This is a genomic window from Flavobacterium sp. J27 (assembly GCF_004303025.1).
Classification (GTDB): Bacteria; Bacteroidota; Bacteroidia; order Flavobacteriales; family Flavobacteriaceae; genus Flavobacterium.
Genome location: NZ_PJQW01000003.1, coordinates 327488 through 343585, shown reverse-complemented (window position 1 = coordinate 343585; position 16098 = coordinate 327488). Strand labels below are relative to the sequence as shown.

At 29.5% G+C, this 16098-nt stretch carries 16 protein-coding genes; all 16 read right to left on the bottom strand.

Annotated elements, in window-relative coordinates; genetic code table 11:
* Positions 1–27 precede the first annotated feature (27 nt).
* The 16 genes from CX675_RS06015 to CX675_RS05940 all read right to left on the bottom strand — a co-directional run bounded on the left by CX675_RS06015 (position 28) and on the right by CX675_RS05940 (position 16085).
* Positions 28–1152, bottom strand: coding sequence for a DegT/DnrJ/EryC1/StrS aminotransferase family protein (locus CX675_RS06015; protein WP_130734310.1), 1125 nt, complete (start codon positions 1150–1152; stop codon positions 28–30).
* A complete protein-coding gene (locus tag CX675_RS06010) occupies positions 1149–1700 on the bottom strand; it encodes a sugar transferase (protein WP_130734309.1) in 552 nt (183 codons plus the stop codon). Before CX675_RS06010 ends, CX675_RS06015 begins: the two co-directional genes overlap by 4 nt.
* Positions 1693–2310: an acetyltransferase gene (locus CX675_RS06005; protein WP_130734308.1), complete on the bottom strand. Its 618-nt coding sequence runs from the start codon at positions 2308–2310 to the stop codon at positions 1693–1695. The genes CX675_RS06010 and CX675_RS06005 overlap by 8 nt, the downstream gene beginning before the upstream one ends.
* 3 nt (positions 2311–2313) lie before the next feature.
* A complete protein-coding gene (locus CX675_RS06000; RefSeq protein ID WP_130734307.1) occupies positions 2314–2919 on the bottom strand; it encodes a sugar transferase in 606 nt (201 codons plus the stop codon).
* Complete coding sequence (locus CX675_RS05995) at positions 2912–4057, bottom strand: glycosyltransferase family 4 protein (protein ID WP_130734306.1); 1146 nt, start codon at positions 4055–4057, stop codon at positions 2912–2914. Before CX675_RS05995 ends, CX675_RS06000 begins: the two co-directional genes overlap by 8 nt.
* Complete coding sequence (locus CX675_RS05990; RefSeq protein ID WP_130734305.1) at positions 4047–5153, bottom strand: glycosyltransferase; 1107 nt, start codon at positions 5151–5153, stop codon at positions 4047–4049. Before CX675_RS05990 ends, CX675_RS05995 begins: the two co-directional genes overlap by 11 nt.
* On the bottom strand, positions 5150–6037 hold the full coding sequence (locus CX675_RS05985; RefSeq protein ID WP_130734304.1) for a glycosyltransferase family 2 protein: 888 nt from the start codon (positions 6035–6037) through the stop codon (positions 5150–5152). The genes CX675_RS05990 and CX675_RS05985 overlap by 4 nt, the downstream gene beginning before the upstream one ends.
* A gap of 10 nt (positions 6038–6047) precedes the next feature.
* The gene (locus tag CX675_RS05980) at positions 6048–7148 is read right to left on the bottom strand and encodes an EpsG family protein (protein WP_130734303.1); all 1101 of its coding nucleotides are present in this window, start codon (positions 7146–7148) and stop codon (positions 6048–6050) included.
* Between the two features lie 8 nt (positions 7149–7156).
* Positions 7157–8263 (bottom strand): glycosyltransferase family 4 protein, encoded by a 1107-nt coding sequence (locus tag CX675_RS05975; RefSeq protein ID WP_130734302.1) that lies wholly within the window; start codon positions 8261–8263, stop codon positions 7157–7159.
* Positions 8264–9355, bottom strand: coding sequence for a glycosyltransferase family 4 protein (locus tag CX675_RS05970; RefSeq protein WP_130734301.1), 1092 nt, complete (start codon positions 9353–9355; stop codon positions 8264–8266).
* On the bottom strand, positions 9352–10260 hold the full coding sequence (locus tag CX675_RS05965; RefSeq protein WP_130734300.1) for a glycosyltransferase family 2 protein: 909 nt from the start codon (positions 10258–10260) through the stop codon (positions 9352–9354). Before CX675_RS05965 ends, CX675_RS05970 begins: the two co-directional genes overlap by 4 nt.
* 94 nt (positions 10261–10354) lie before the next feature.
* Positions 10355–10906 carry a DapH/DapD/GlmU-related protein gene (locus tag CX675_RS20300; protein WP_304988707.1) on the bottom strand — a complete coding sequence of 184 codons (552 nt, stop codon included), beginning with the start codon at positions 10904–10906 and terminating at the stop codon, positions 10355–10357.
* A gap of 20 nt (positions 10907–10926) precedes the next feature.
* On the bottom strand, positions 10927–12426 hold the full coding sequence (locus CX675_RS05955; RefSeq protein WP_130734298.1) for an oligosaccharide flippase family protein: 1500 nt from the start codon (positions 12424–12426) through the stop codon (positions 10927–10929).
* 13 nt (positions 12427–12439) lie between these two features.
* A complete protein-coding gene (locus CX675_RS05950; RefSeq protein ID WP_130734297.1) occupies positions 12440–13717 on the bottom strand; it encodes a nucleotide sugar dehydrogenase in 1278 nt (425 codons plus the stop codon).
* 2 nt (positions 13718–13719) lie between these two features.
* Complete coding sequence (locus CX675_RS05945; RefSeq protein WP_130734414.1) at positions 13720–15111, bottom strand: UDP-glucose 6-dehydrogenase; 1392 nt, start codon at positions 15109–15111, stop codon at positions 13720–13722.
* Positions 15111–16085, bottom strand: a complete 975-nt coding sequence (locus tag CX675_RS05940; protein ID WP_165395986.1) for an SDR family oxidoreductase — start codon at positions 16083–16085, stop codon at positions 15111–15113. The genes CX675_RS05945 and CX675_RS05940 overlap by 1 nt, the downstream gene beginning before the upstream one ends.
* Positions 16086–16098: the final 13 nt, after the last annotated feature.

The window sequence follows — 16098 nt, the reverse complement described above, 5'->3', positions numbered from 1 at the left end:
TTCTTACCACATTTAATTGCAAAAGTACTAAAAAAACCGTCTTACAACCTCGGTAATTCTATCTTTATCGCTCGTTGTTAAATTAGATCCTGAAGGTAAGCAAAGTCCTTTTTCAAATAAGTCTTCGGCAATGCTATTCCCAAAATACAGACACTCTTTAAAAACTGGTTGTAAATGCATAGGTTTCCATAGCGGTCTAGTTTCTATATTTTCTTTTTCAAACGCCAAACGCAACGCTTCTCTCGTTGCATAATTTGGAAGTAAAATAGCACTTAACCAATGATTTGAAATAGAATCACTATTCGGTTCTTTAAAAACAAAAACCGAATCTATTGCTTTAAAAATAGTTTGATAAAATTGATTTATTTCTTGTCTTTTAGCAATATGGCTTTCTAAGATTTCCATTTGACCTCGTCCAATTCCTGCACAAATGTTACTCAATCTATAATTATAACCTATATGAGAATGCTGGTAATGAGGCGCATTATCTCTAGCTTGAGTAGCTAAAAAAATAGTTTTTTCCTTATCTTTTTGTTCTTTGGTAACCAAAGCACCTCCTCCAGAAGTGGTAATAATTTTATTTCCATTAAATGACAAAGCAGCTAAAGTACCAAAAGTGCCACATTTTTGCCCTTTGTAAGTACTTCCTAATGCTTCAGCACTATCTTCTAAAATAGGTATTCCATATTTCTGACTAATGGCGACTATAGCTTCTACTTTAAAAGGCATACCATATAAATGAACCGCTATAATCGCTTTCGGCTTTTTACCGTTTTCAATTCTGGAGATAATAGCTTGCTCTAAAGCATCTGGACAAATATTCCAAGTTTCGGCTTCACTATCAACAAATATTGGCTTAGCGCCTAAGTAGACTATTGGATTCGCAGATGCTGAAAAAGTAAATGTCTGACAAATAACCTCATCTCCTGTAGTTACTCCCAAATGAATTAATCCTAAATGTAACGCGGCTGTACCCGAACTTAAAGCAGCAACATAGGATTTTTCTCCTAAATAATTTTGCAAATCTTCTTCAAAACCTATCACATTTGGTCCCAAAGGAGCAATCCAATTTTCCTCAAAAGCTTGTTCAATAAACTTTTGTTCAGTACCACCCATATGAGGGGAAGACAGCCATATTTTTTCTAGGTTCATACTTTAAAAATTGTTTTTATAATAATCCGCAAATCTACTAAAATACTTCGCTCATAGTAGTATGCTAAGTTCATTTTTACTTTATCAGGAAATAATACCGTATCATTATACCATAAAGGGTTTTGTTGCTTACTTAAAATAGCTTCTTCATGGGCATATTTTATAGATGCTTCCGATGTTAAACCCGGTTTTAATTCCAATATTTTTCTATTTTCTCCTTCTAAACAATCATAATACCCTGGAACATCTGGTCTTGGACCTACAAAACTCATATCTCCTAAAATAATATTGACTAATTGAGGTAATTCATCAATTTTGGATTTTCTTAAAAAACGCCCAAATGGAGACACTTTTTTAGTAACATCATGCATTGTTTTAATTTTAAAAATTTGGAATAACTTACCAAATTGACCAATTCTAATTTGTAAAAACAATCCAAATGATTTTGTATCTACAGAAGCTAAAACAAAACTAATTAAAAGAACCCAAGAAACTAGCAATAACGCCATAACAGCTAATACTAAATCAAAAATTCTTTTTTTATTCATTTGACTTGCTTTTGATTATTTTTCCTGGATTACCTACCACGACTGCAAAATCAGGAACATCTGCAATAATTACTGCTCCAGCTCCAATTGTAGCCCATTTTCCTATAGTAACACCCTGAATCACACTTGCACCTATTCCTATATGTACTCCTTCTCCAACAGTTACATTTCCTGCAAGAGAAGCATTGGGCGAAACATGTACATAATCAGACAATACACAATCATGTTCAATTACACTTCCAGAGTTTATAATACAATGTTTACCAATTTTTGCATCCGCATTTATTACAGCTTTTGCCATTACAACACTACCTTCTCCTATGGAAGAAAATGAAGAAATTGCCGCATCATTGTGTATCGCCTTCAAATAATGAAAAGCATTTTTTGCTACTATTTCTTTTCTAACTACATTATTCCCAATGGCAATAATAAATTTTGAGGGATTAAAAACTGAAAAAGCTTTAGTCTTTATAACAGGTATATCAAAAAGGGTTTCAAATTTTGGATCATCATCAACTATTGCAGTAACATTGATTTGGTTAAAAATTAAAATATCCAACACTACTTTTGCATGTCCACTCGCCCCAAAAACATAATGATTTATTTTCATTTCTTAAGAATTACCTTTAAAAACTTCCATTGTTGCTTCCCCATCCTGAGAAATCCCTTCTCTTACAAACACCTTTTTGAAGGTTAAAAATAATATTTTTAAATCTAAAAAAAAGTTATAATTTTTAACATACCATACGTCGTACTCAAATTTTTGATTCCAACTTATAGCATTTCTTCCATTTATTTGTGCCCAACCTGTTATGCCTGGTCGCACTAAATGTCTCTGCTTTTGAAAATCATTGTACAATGGTAAATATGCTGTTAAAAGTGGTCGTGGTCCAATGAGACTCATATCTCCTTTAATTACATTAAGTAATTGGGGAATTTCATCTAAAGATGTTTTTCTAATAAACTTTCCTACTCTAGTTAAACGCGCTCCATCGGGTAACAAATTACCTGCTTTATCTTTTTTATCATTCATAGTTTTAAATTTAATGATATTAAAAATAACTCCTTTATAACCAGGTCTTTTTTGTATAAAAAAAGGTTTTCCATTATTAGCAATAGTTAAACAAAGAACAATAATAATAAATATGGGAAACAATAAAATGAATCCAATTAAAGATAGAGAAAAATCTAGTACTCTTTTTAAAAAAAGCTTATACATTATCAATCAGACTGTTATATTCATTAAGTAAGGATTGCCAAACTACGTTTTGATTAAATGCGGATACAATTCTTTCTCGAGAATTACTTTTTAAAAATGGATACAATTTTCTATCTCTTATGGCAATCATACTTGCAAAGATAGCATCAGAATTTTTAACGGGAATAATAATCCCATTTTTATTATGAGTAATAATTTCATTACTGCCATTAATATCCGAAACAATCGCTGGTAATTCCATGGCTCCTGCTTGTAAAACCACATTTGGAAAACCTTCTCTATAAGATGGAAAAACCAAGGCCTGACTGATGGCCATGTAAGGACGCACATCTGTTTGAAAACCTACCGATATAATGTTTTTATTATTCTTAATCTCAAAATAAACTTCTGGTGACAGAGGATCTAAATCTTGTTCAAAGGGACCTACTAATACTAGTTTTACATTTTCATCTTGAATTTTTGTAAATGCAGTAACTAATTCATTAATTCCTTTATCTTTTACCAAACGGCCAACAAACAAAAAGACAAAATCATTCTTATTGATACCTAATTTTTTTGACAATTCATTTTTTACATCTTCTGATATGTCATTCGGATTAAAATAATCCAAATCAACACCATTGACGTTTCCGTTAGCTAATATTTTTAATGGCTTATGGGTTATTTTATAAGACAACAAATCCTGTTGTACTCCCTTCCCTTCTGGATAAATATGAGTGGCATGAAAACAGAGTATTTTATCCATGAGTATTAATATTTTTTTCATAAATCCTTTTTTACTAGGAAATATAAGTCCGGTAAAAGTATGCATTCGAATGGGCACACCAGCATATTTAGCGGCTATCATACTTAACAGACCTGCTTTAGGAGTTATCGAATGTACTACTGTTGGTTTTTCACTTTTGAATAAAAAATATAATTTTATCAAAGCGATACTATCTTTAACTGGAGCTATTTTACGTTCCATTTTCAAATCAATAATTTGAACTCCTTCTCTTTTTTTTACCATTTCAAGATCAGTATCATATCCTGAAACCGCTTTTATATCAAAAAATTGATTTAAAAACTTCAGCTGTCCTCTTAATAAAAGATTCAAAGACATCGCTACTGTTGCAATTCGAATAATTTTAGGCTTCATAAATTTTCTTATATAGAGCAATGTGCTTTGCTATCATATTCTTTATATCAAATTGTTTGGCTCTCTCAAGACAAGAAGTAGCCATTTTTAAATAATAGGTTTTATCAAGCATTAACTGATTTATTTTATCCGCTAAATCTTGTTCGTCACCTTCTTTGAATAAAACGCCATGATGCTCAACTATTTCTTTTAAACCTGGAACCTCTGAAGCTACGAAAGGTACTCCCGAAGACATCCCTTCGATAGAAGATAAAGATAGGCCTTCATAATGACTCGATAAAACTACAATATCAACCGATTTTAATAATCTAGGAATATCGGCACGTTGACCTAAAAAATAAACCTTATTATTTAAATTCTCATGGATCACATAATCCTCACACATCTTTTTATTTACCCCATCGCCTACTAAAAACAACTTATAATTATGAGGTAGGTATTTCATGGATTTTATAAGTGTTATTTGGTCTTTTTGTGGTCTAAAAGCGGCCACTTGAAGTAAAAAAACATCACTTTTAACACAATTAGTATTCAAAACAACTTTATCGTAAGGTTTTGCATTGATTATAGTTTCAATAGATACACCGTTTTGAATTACAATTAATTTTTCTTTTTGATTCTTTAAATACTCTGAGTAGATACCTTTAATTTCATCAGAAATACAGATGAGTTTAGCATAGCGCTTATAGATAAATCTTTCAATAGGTTTAAAAAATTTACTTTGAATTCTTTTATTAGTAGTGTTATGTTCTGTAAAAAGAAGTTTACAGCTATTTCCGTTCAAAATATTAGCAAAAACCACAAAGTATTGTGCAGGAAATAAATGAACATGTGCCAAATCATAATTTTTTAAAATTTTAGCAATTTTAAAAACATGAGATAACTGATAAATATCTTTATAATTTGATGATTTTTTTAAAATGTAAATTTTGGAGCAATTTAGCTTTTGTAATTCATTGGTAAACATACAATCGTTATCCCAAAGTAACAAAACATCAACTTGAATACCTTGTTGAACATATAGAGGGATTGTATCTAAAATTAATTTTTCTGCACCTCCTGTAGCCAATGAATTTATAATTTGAAGAATTTTCATTTAAAGTCTCTCGTTTTTAATCGAATATATAAATTTAATACTATTCCAAATGGAAGAGCCAATAAAACCAAGTGTGTTCGATGAGATTTAAACAACCAATCTATTTTTTTTGAAAACCAAGCAGATGAAATCAAATGAATTGCATTTTTAAATCGTTCTTTAAAAGTTTTACCTAAGTTTATTCTACTTATTCTTGAAAAAGCAAAGCCATTAGGATGTCTTCTATATTGATATAATATATTTTTTGTTGAGCCATCTAGTTGATATTCTACAATACAAAGTACTTTATTTACAGGTTTTAAATAATAATCTTGATCAATTAATAGGTATAAATAATCAAGGGGAACAAACCGTTCTCCAATAAAGATTGGATAAGCTGGATATTTTTTTACAACATCTGTTTTTAAAACTATTTTTTTATCCCCTTTTACTCCATGAAGACTATACAATTCATTTAATTTTACTTCTTTTAAGTTTTCGGGAATATTTGTGCCAATAATTTTATGTGTTGATTTTGCTGCATCAAGACCAAGAATTCCTGCCAATTTAGGGTTTAAGCCATCTATTTCTTCAAGTATAATTGCTACTGCATTATCTGGCATATAATCATCTGAATCAATACATACATTATATGCTGTTGTGATAGTCTGATAGGCCGTATTATGAGCACCATGCATTCCTTGATTTTCTTGAAATTGATAGACAATAGTGATTTGATTTTCTAATTGCCAATCTTTTACTATTTCTTTTGTATTATCAGTTGATCCATCATCTATTATCAACCATATAAAATCTTGATTCGTTTGTCTACATAAACTTTCATAAAGTTGAGGCAATAAGTAAGCTCGGTTGTATGTTGGGGTAAAAACGGTTAATTTTTTCATTACTAATAATTTAATTTAGTATTACATTCATTAAAAAAGTAAAGGCAAAATAGAGAATCATAATATTTGCCAAAAGCAATTTATTTTTCTCATTTTTTATCATACTTTCATGCACTAATGGGTAAAAAATGATAACCGACAAAATGAACCATGACAAATAAGCAAATCGATTAGAATATGCAGCCCGAATTACTATTACCCAAAAACTATTCGCTATAACATAAAAAGCATAAACAATATTGTAAAATTGATTGTTAAATCCTTTTTTAATTTTATAGTACCAACCCGCCAATACGCCTGTTGCACTATAAATAAGAAAATCCAATCGAAAACCTGTTTTACTAAACTCATTGGCATATTGATCTATATTATTTAAATAAGCTGTAATTTTATCGTCTCCCATAACACCAATAGATAATAAAAAATTTTCCAGAACACTACCAACAGCAAGCGATAAAAGTATAGATATAAACCACAAATAAATTATTTTTTTTGTATCATTAAACTTAAAAGCTATTAGATAAAACACAACTATTAATATCGTAGACTTATGTATTAATATTGCAAAAATCATCCATAGCAACTGATATTTCAAACTTTTTTTACTTATAGCGAATAGGAAAATAGAAGTAGCCAAACCATTACGTAGTCCATTAGTTCCATAGGCCCAAAATGAAAAAGCACCAATCAACATCAAAAATAAGTACAACGCATTTTCTTTACCCCATTTTTTACTTATCAAATAAATAGGATACGTGTAAAAAAAAGCAATAATTAAGAAAAAAAATTCTTTTTCCATAATGGTGGAGCAAAATTTCATAAAACCATAAAATAATATATCACCATCTAGCTTAGGCAATTCCCCTCTCCTAAAATCATCATAATTCGCCGCATATACTCCCATGTCTCCAAACCAAAAACTTACTGGACGAGTACCCATATATAGAAAAATCAGAAAAAATAAAAGAGGCAAAACAATGAAATTATATTTTTTATTTAACTCATCATCTATTGGCCTCGCATATAAATGCAAAGCGGTAAGTATTACCAAAAATAATAGTATGTAATGATAGCCATATGCATACAGTTCTACTGGTACTAATTTATTCATTTATGCAATTACAGTTTTAATAAACTTATCCAACTTTTCATTATATTCTCTGTTTTAAATCTCTGTCCATTTTTAATTCCATTTTCACTCATCACCATACGTAGGTCTATGTCGTTAATCATTTTTTTTAATGCTTTTGCAAATTCTTCATAATTTTGATTTTCAACTAAAATTCCATCAACATTAGTCGTAATAATATGTCTTGGTCCATTAGGACAATCATATGATACAATAGGCAATCCTACTGCCAAACTCTCTAATAAAACCGTTGGAAAACATTCTGTTTTAGACGTTAAGGCATAAATACTATACTGTTGCATGATTTTTGGAATATTATCTACACTTTCATTTATTTCTACAACATTACTTAATCCTAATTCAACGATTTGTTCTTCTAAACTTTTCTTTGTGTTTAAATAATCTGTTCCATAAATATGCAACATCCAATCTGGAAATTCTTTATTAATAATTTTCCAAGCCATGATTAATTGTTCAAAGCCTTTTATAGGAGCAATTCTCCCAGCAGCTATTACTTGTTTCCTACTTGGATCTGCTTTAAAAGGCACCTCATCTATTGGATTTGGAATTACAACTGCATTGTTTGTTTTTACATATTGAGCTTCATCTTTATTTAGCACTACTATATGACTGTATTTACTATCAATCCAATTATTGAACATAAATATTAATTTTCTCATAAATGTTGCCGATTTATATTGCTCGGCTTCAAAATATCTTGAACTATGGCGTTCTTTTATAGTTTTTTTAATACTTTTAAAAAAAGGCAACCAATAATGATCAAAATTAAAATTTGGAGATATAACTACATCTGGTTGTAATTCTTTAAAAAGTGCTTTTTGCTTCTTAAAATGCGATATAGCTTTCTTTATATTTTCTTTTGAGAAATAAGACAAAGATCGATTATAATTAATATTCAAATCAATCAATTGTACTCTCGCATCTAACGGATAGCAGGACGTATTTCCCTTTTGTTCTGTGGTTACAATATAAACTTCCACGTTAGGCAATTGGGCAAAATAATTGACTTTTGTGGTCATTACTTTTTCGATTCCCCCGTGTAAATATATTTGATCTGTATTAAATATAATTTTCACTTAGAAAGAGTTAAATAATTGTTGCCAAAGACGACCAATGACATCTATCTTATATTTTTCGACATTTTTTTTTGCTAAGTTACCCATTTGTAATCTTAATTCGTTATTTTTCACCAAATTAGCAATTCCATTAGCAAGTAAAGCAATATTTCCATTTGGGACCAAAACACCATCTTCTTCGTGATGAATAATATCCGAAGGCCCAAAAGGACAATCAAAAGAGACACAAGGTACACCACAAGCCATAGCTTCTATTAAAACCATACCAAATCCTTCATAACGAGATGATAACACAAAAATACTACTCTCCAAATATTTAGATTGAATATTTTGAACTGGATTTAAAAAATGAACTGATGTTTCAATTTGTAATTCTGTCGCTATGGTTTCTAAACCTTGTGAAGCATCTTTAGTTCCATAAATATTTAATTCCCAATCGTCATATTTTGAAACTACAATTTGCCAAGCTTTTAATAACAAATCAAATCCTTTTTGATACGACTGTTTACCAACTGCAATAACTTTTTTCGATTTTAATTCAGATGTTTGTTCTGGTAGAAAAGTTAACGGATTAGGAATAACATGTATATTTTTTAAGTTCTTCCATTCTTTTGTATTGCCTTGGGTTAAAACAACAAAAGCATCAAACTTAGAAGCCAAGTAATCCATTAATTCCCATTTCAATTTAGTGGTTATTTTTTGCGCTATATTGAAATCTTCTTTCCATTCTATCTTTTTAGATACGTGTCGTTCATAAATACAAGGTATCTTTTTACCTATAATAATAGGAATACTAAATCCTTTTAAACCATCATCACAAACCAAAACTATATCTGGTTTAATTCTATTTATAATAGCAATAATTCCTTTTTTATATTGAATAAAATACTGAATCGGATTCCCTTTTACAAAAATTGATTCAAAATTTATGTTTTCAGAAAAACTATAAAACGGATTTTCGTTTCCGTTATTTAATCCTACAATGGTAACTTCAAAATGCAGCACATCAACAAAATAAGATGCTTTAAGGGACAACACTCTTTCCAAACCTCCTACGCCATTAATTCCATTTGTGATGTATAACAACTTCATCTTCTTCTAACTATATTAAAGATTGATTTGATAAAATTTAAGCAATTTTTCATATTCAAATCAAGGATACAAATTTTAAAATAACATCGTATTGCGTACAACCTATTTTTTACATCTTTAGAAAGATAATATTGTATGGCACGAATTGTTAAATCATTTATTTTAAACATATTCCATTCCTTTTTGGAAAAAGAATTCTTAGATAGAACTATAAAATCATATATTTTATCTAAAGACACTATAGTTTTACTTATATTTAAGCTTGAAATTCTATCGGATTCATGTTCATACATAATATGTAATGGTTGCTCTAAACAAGCAAAATTTAGATTGCTTTTCAAAGCATGCAACATTAAAAACCTATCTTGAAAACGATCAATTTCTTGAAAACCTCCTATTTCAATTAATTTATTTTTTTTTATACATAACATGGGGGTAAAAAAATTACCTCTAATTGAAAAATTAACAAAGTCTTCTACAACTGGAAAATTTGAATTTGCTTTAATTTCCTCTTCTTTAGCATTTAATCTTTTAAATGGTGCCAAACAACCATCGAGGTTACTATGATTTAGCATGAATGCCATTTGAGTTTGAATCTTACTATTTTCATAGGAGTCATCATCGTCTAAAAAAAAGATATAGTTACCCTTTGCTTTTGAAACACCATAATTTCTTGCATAACATGCTCCTTTATTAATCTCTAATGGATAATATTGAATTTGGTTATACAGAATATATTTATCAATAGTTTTACGTGTAAGCAATTGATTTTGTGTTTCCAAACCATTGTCATCAATTATGATTATTTCATATTTATAATTTGTATTTTGTAACAACACACTATCTATTGCACGAGTTAAAAAATGTGAGCGCCGAAATGTAGTAATGATAATGCTAGCATCCATTTAAATTGTTTTTTCAGGCATTATTAATTTTATTGATTTATATCTTGTTTAGATTCGCTTCCTAATGGTTTATTTAGAAACTCTTAAAATTATATCAAATATTCTTTTCAGTTTTGGAAATATATTTTCCATTGGCTATTAATTCTTCTAATCTCGAACTTGAACGAAAACCAATAGACCTAAAGGCTCCTCCAACAACGATTTCGCCTTTAGCAACATCTTTTGCTACCGTTGTTCCCATTCCTATTATCGCACCATCTCCTATGGTTACGCCTGGTAATATATTTACATTTTGTCCAATCCAAACCCCTTTACCTATAGTAATTTTATTCTTAATATATGTAGTATTGTAAGGCAAATAATCTTCGCTTTTAAAATCATGGTTTCCAGAATGAATGCATACATTTCTACTAATTATTGTTCCTTCTCCAATTTCTATACCGCCAATCCCCATTAAAAAATAATCTCTACCTATTCTTACATGATTATAAATACTTATATTCTCTTCATGAAAGATTTCTCCTCCGCCTTTAAAAATTACGTTTTCACCAAAGTATTTAAAATTCTTTCTTTTTATGTTTAAAACATAACTTTGTATTTCAGGCTCTAAATAAGCTATGTAAAATGCAGCTAATTTTTTTGCCATATATTTAAAAAGTCTCCTCTTCATCTTTTATCTTTTATCTTTAATATCTCTTTTAAAAGATTTCTTTCATAAGTGTTTAACCCAAAACTAATACAAAGAAAGTACAAAATGGTAAATAACACTATTTTTAAACCAAATAAAAACCAAGTACCTTCATTGATTGCTTTTATTAAAAAGGAAGACGAAAAGGCTATACAAATGAGTAAAAATAATTTACTAATAAAAACTTCTTTTAAAAATAATAGTATATTTAAACCTAAGACTTTATGAAAAACAATATTTAATATAAATTGAGCAATAAGCCAACCTAAAGCTATTCCTAACGCCATTCCCTTAACTCCGTAACCATCTATTAATAGATATCCTAATAAAACACCTAATGAAATAAAGACCATGTAAATGATTACTTTATAGAAAACTTTGTTTTTAGCTTCAATAATCGAATGAGCAAAATTTTGTAATAGTGGGATGGAATACACTATCATTATAGTTGCTGCAACAAACCAAGAATCGATATATTCATGTCCTACCCAAAGCACAATAAACTCTTGCCCAAATAATAAAAATGCAAATAGTATATAAGTTAAAATAATCAATAATAATCTACTAATCTTTATCATTTCATTTAATAAATCTTCATTAGTATTTAATAAAACCATTTTAGTTGCCTTTGGTAAAAAAACAGTATTAATAGCACCTGCGAAACCTCCATAATAACCACCTAAAGTTATTCCAAGTCCATAAATAGCTATTAACAAAGTATTCGTTCTTAAACCTAAAACGATTTGTCCGGTATTCCAAAAGAATTGACCAATCATTGCCATTAAAAAAATCCATATAGAATACTTAAAAATGCTTTTAAAAAGTGAAAATTCTATTCCTTTAAAAACTAGTTGTAATTTAACCTTCTTTACCACAAATAGTAGAACAGCTACTATTAGTAACACATTTAAAATGGTATCAATAACAACAATAGAAATGGCTTTACCTCCATAAAATAAAACAAAGTATATTAAAATTGTTCTTAAAACATATCGTATTATAGTAATAAATCTAGGAAATACAAATTGTTCATAAGCGTTGCAAATAGCAGTAAAGGAACCTCCTGGTAGTGTAATTGCAATATTAAAAATTAGTATGAGAAACATGATTTTTGCTTTAGCAAGCTCAGTAGTATTCAAACCTTTAAAAATATGTTCCAAATTTAGATAAAGAAAGAGCCCAAAAAGTAATACAATTACAGAAATGAAAAAATAAATTATAAAAATAGAACCTAAAAATTTTTTTTCTCCTACAACATCTTTTTCGGTCCTATATTTCGCTACAAACCTAACTATTGTATTATTTAATCCAAGATCCATTAAGGAGAAATAAGCTACTAATGAACCTATTAAAGTATATAGTCCATACTCAGATTCTCCTAAACTCTTAATAATAAAAGGAGTTAATAATAGTCCTATTAAATTAGTAAGAGCTATATTAATGTATGATAGTATAGCTCCTTTTTTTAACTGACTCATTGTTTATTTTTTGTTATAATCTGCTTGTTGACTTATCACCGAGATTACCTTTAACGTCATAAATAATATGGTTCACTTTACAAAGATTGTCAAAATTAATTGATAAAAATTCTTTATGTGCAACACCTAAAACAACAGCATCATATTTCTCAGTTGGCAAAACATTACTACTTTCTATGTTGTATTCATGTTTAACTTCCTGAGGATTAGCCCAAGGATCATATATGGTTACCGTAATACCATATTCATTTAAAGAAGAAACAACATCCACAATTTTAGTATTTCTAACATCGGGACAATTCTCTTTAAAAGTAATTCCTAACATTAAAACAGTAGCTGTATTAACATTGATCCCTTTTTTAATCATTAATTTCACTACTTGAGAAGCTACATATTCTCCCATAGAATCATTCAACCTTCTCCCAGCTAAAATAATTTCTGGATGATACCCTTTTTCTTGTGCCTTTTGAGCCAGATAATATGGATCAACACCTATACAATGCCCTCCCACTAAACCAGGTTTAAATGGTAAAAAATTCCATTTAGTACCAGCAGCTTCAAGCACTGCATGTGTATCAATTTCTAACAAATTAAAAATTTTAGCCAATTCATTAACAAAAGCAATATTAATATCACGTTGTGAATTTTCAATTACCTTTGCTGCTTCAGCAACTTTAATTGTTGGTGCTAGATGCGTACCAGCCGTAATTATGTTTTTGTATAAAGAATCTATTTTCTTCCCTATTTCCGGAGTAGAACCCGAAGTGATTTTTAGAATCTTTTCAACCGTATGTTCTTTATCTCCTGGGTTTATTCTTTCAGGAGAATATCCCACATAAAAATCCACATTAAATTGTAACCCAGAGATACGTTCTAAAACAGGAACACATTCTTCTTCTGTTACACCTGGATAAACTGTTGATTCATAAATTACGATATCTCCTTTTTTCAAGACTCTACCAACCGTTTCACTTGCTTTATAAAGTGGCGTTAAATCGGGTCTATTGTGCTTATCAACGGGTGTAGGAACAGTTACGATATAATAATTACTATCTTTTATTTCTTCTAAATTATATGTACAAAACAACCCTATATCTCCAGAATTGTTTGGAAGTAATACTTTTTTGAGAACCTCATCCTCAATTTCTAAAGTTGTATCTATACCATTTTGCAATTCATTAATCCTTTTTTGATTAATGTCAAAACCTATGACAGAGAATTTTGTTGCAAATAATCTTGCTAATGGTAAGCCTACATACCCTAAACCTATGATAGCAATTTTATCTCTCATAACTAAGATCCAATCGATTGATAAATAAACCCTATTGCTTCTAATTTATTTTTATCCAATAAATTTCTACCATCAAACACAAAAGCTGGTTTCAACATTGAATCATATATTTTTTGCCAATCATATGTTTTAAACTCGTCCCATTCTGTTAAGACAGCAATGGCATGAGAATCTTCAATTGCTTTATAAGGATCCATTTCAACATGTGTTAATTTACTATTTTCTTCTGCTGTTCTTGTTTCTAAATAATTAAGATCAAAAAACACTTGTTCTTGACTTACTTTTGGGTCATATACAGAAATCATAGCTTGTTCATTTAATAAATCATTAGCTACATAAATAGCAGCAGATTCTCTTGTATCATTGGTATCTTTTTTAAATGCCCAACCCAAAAAAGCTATTTTTTTTCCCGAAACAGTATTATAAAGCGTATTAATAATATTCTTTGCAAAACGTCTTTTTTGGTGATCATTCATAATTACAACTTGTTCCCAATAATCGGCTACTTCATGTAAACTATAACTTTTTGCAATATATACTAAGTTTAAAATATCTTTTTGAAAACAAGACCCTCCAAATCCAACAGATGCTTTTAAAAATTTGGAACCAATTCTACTATCCATACCAATAGCTTTTGACACTTCATTAACGTTAGCTCCTGTTTTTTCACATAATTCGCTCATAGCATTTATAGAAGATACACGCTGTGCTAAAAAAGCATTAGCTGTTAATTTAGACAATTCAGACGACCAAGTATTTGTCGTTAATATTTTATCTTTGTCAACCCAATTAGCATAAATATCAACTAAACATTGAATTGCTTTTTCTCCTTCTTTTGTTGAATCTCCTCCAATAAGAACTCTGTCTGGTTGAAATAAATCCTCTATAGCAGTTCCTTCAGCTAAAAACTCTGGATTCGACAATATTTGAAAATCAACACCGTTTCCAGTATGATTTAAGATATCTTTTATGGCTTGTGCTGTTCGGACTGGTAAAGTTGATTTTTCTACAACTATCTTGTTACTTTTAGCAACTTTAGCAATTTGTCTAGCACATAATTCAATATATTTTAAATCCGCAGCCATTCCTTTTCCTACACCATAGGTTTTAGTAGGAGTATTAACCGAAATAAAAATCATTTCTGCTTCATCAATAGCTTGATCTACTTCTGTTGAAAAAAACAAATTTCTACCTCTTGCTTCTTTAACCACTGCATCTAATCCTGGTTCATAAACTGGTAATCTTGATAAATCGGTATCGTTCCAAGCTTTAATTCTATCTTGATTTAAATCGACTACAGTTACTTTTATGTGCGGGCATTTTTGAGCTATAACTGCCATAGTTGGACCTCCTACATAACCCGCTCCTATACAACAAATATTCTTAATCATAATTATTTTAATTTTTCCCAATACCAATGAACAGATTCTTTAAGACCTTGTTCTAATCGATATTCGGGTTTATATCCTAACATTTTTTTTGCTTTTTCTATACTAGCTAACGAATGTGGAATATCTCCTACTCTATTAGCTCCATGAATTATGGGTATTTCTTTAATTTTACTATTATATTTAGAAAGATGTTCTTTTAAATATTTCACTAAATCGTTTAGTGTTGTTCTATCTCCGCAAGCCGTATTATAAACCGTATTTACCGCTTCTTTATTAGTAACTTCCATGGCTAATTCATTCATTTGAATCACATTATCTATATATGTAAAATCTCTTGAATAATTACCATCTCCATTAATAATAGGACTTTCTAGATTTATTAATTGCTTTACAAATTTAGGAATAACGGCTGCATAAGCTCCATCTGGATCTTGATTTTTTCCAAAAACATTAAAATAGCGTAATCCAATAGTTTCAATGCCATATGTAACACTAAAAACTGTTGCATAAAGTTCATTAACATATTTAGTAATGGCATATGGAGATAATGGTTTTCCAATTACATCTTCTTCTTTTGGCAAAGATTCGGAATCACCATAAGTAGAAGAACTTGCCGCGTAAATAAATCGTTTTACATTGGCTTCTTTTGCAGCAATAAGCATGTTCAAAAAACCTGATACATTTACTTCGTTAGAAGTTATCGGATCAACTATAGATCGAGGCACGCTTCCAAGAGCAGCTTGGTGTAATACATAATCTACACCAGTAGCAGCTGTTTTGCAAACACTTAAATCTCTAATATCACCTTCAATTAACCCAAAATTTTCATAAGTTAGAAAAGGTTCAATATTTTTCCGATAACCCGTTGAAAAATTATCTAAACAAATTACAGTATTATTGTTTTTTAGAAAATAATCACAAAGATTTGATCCAATAAAACCTGCTCCTCCAGTAATTAATATTTTTTTATTAGTAATCAAACTAAAATCT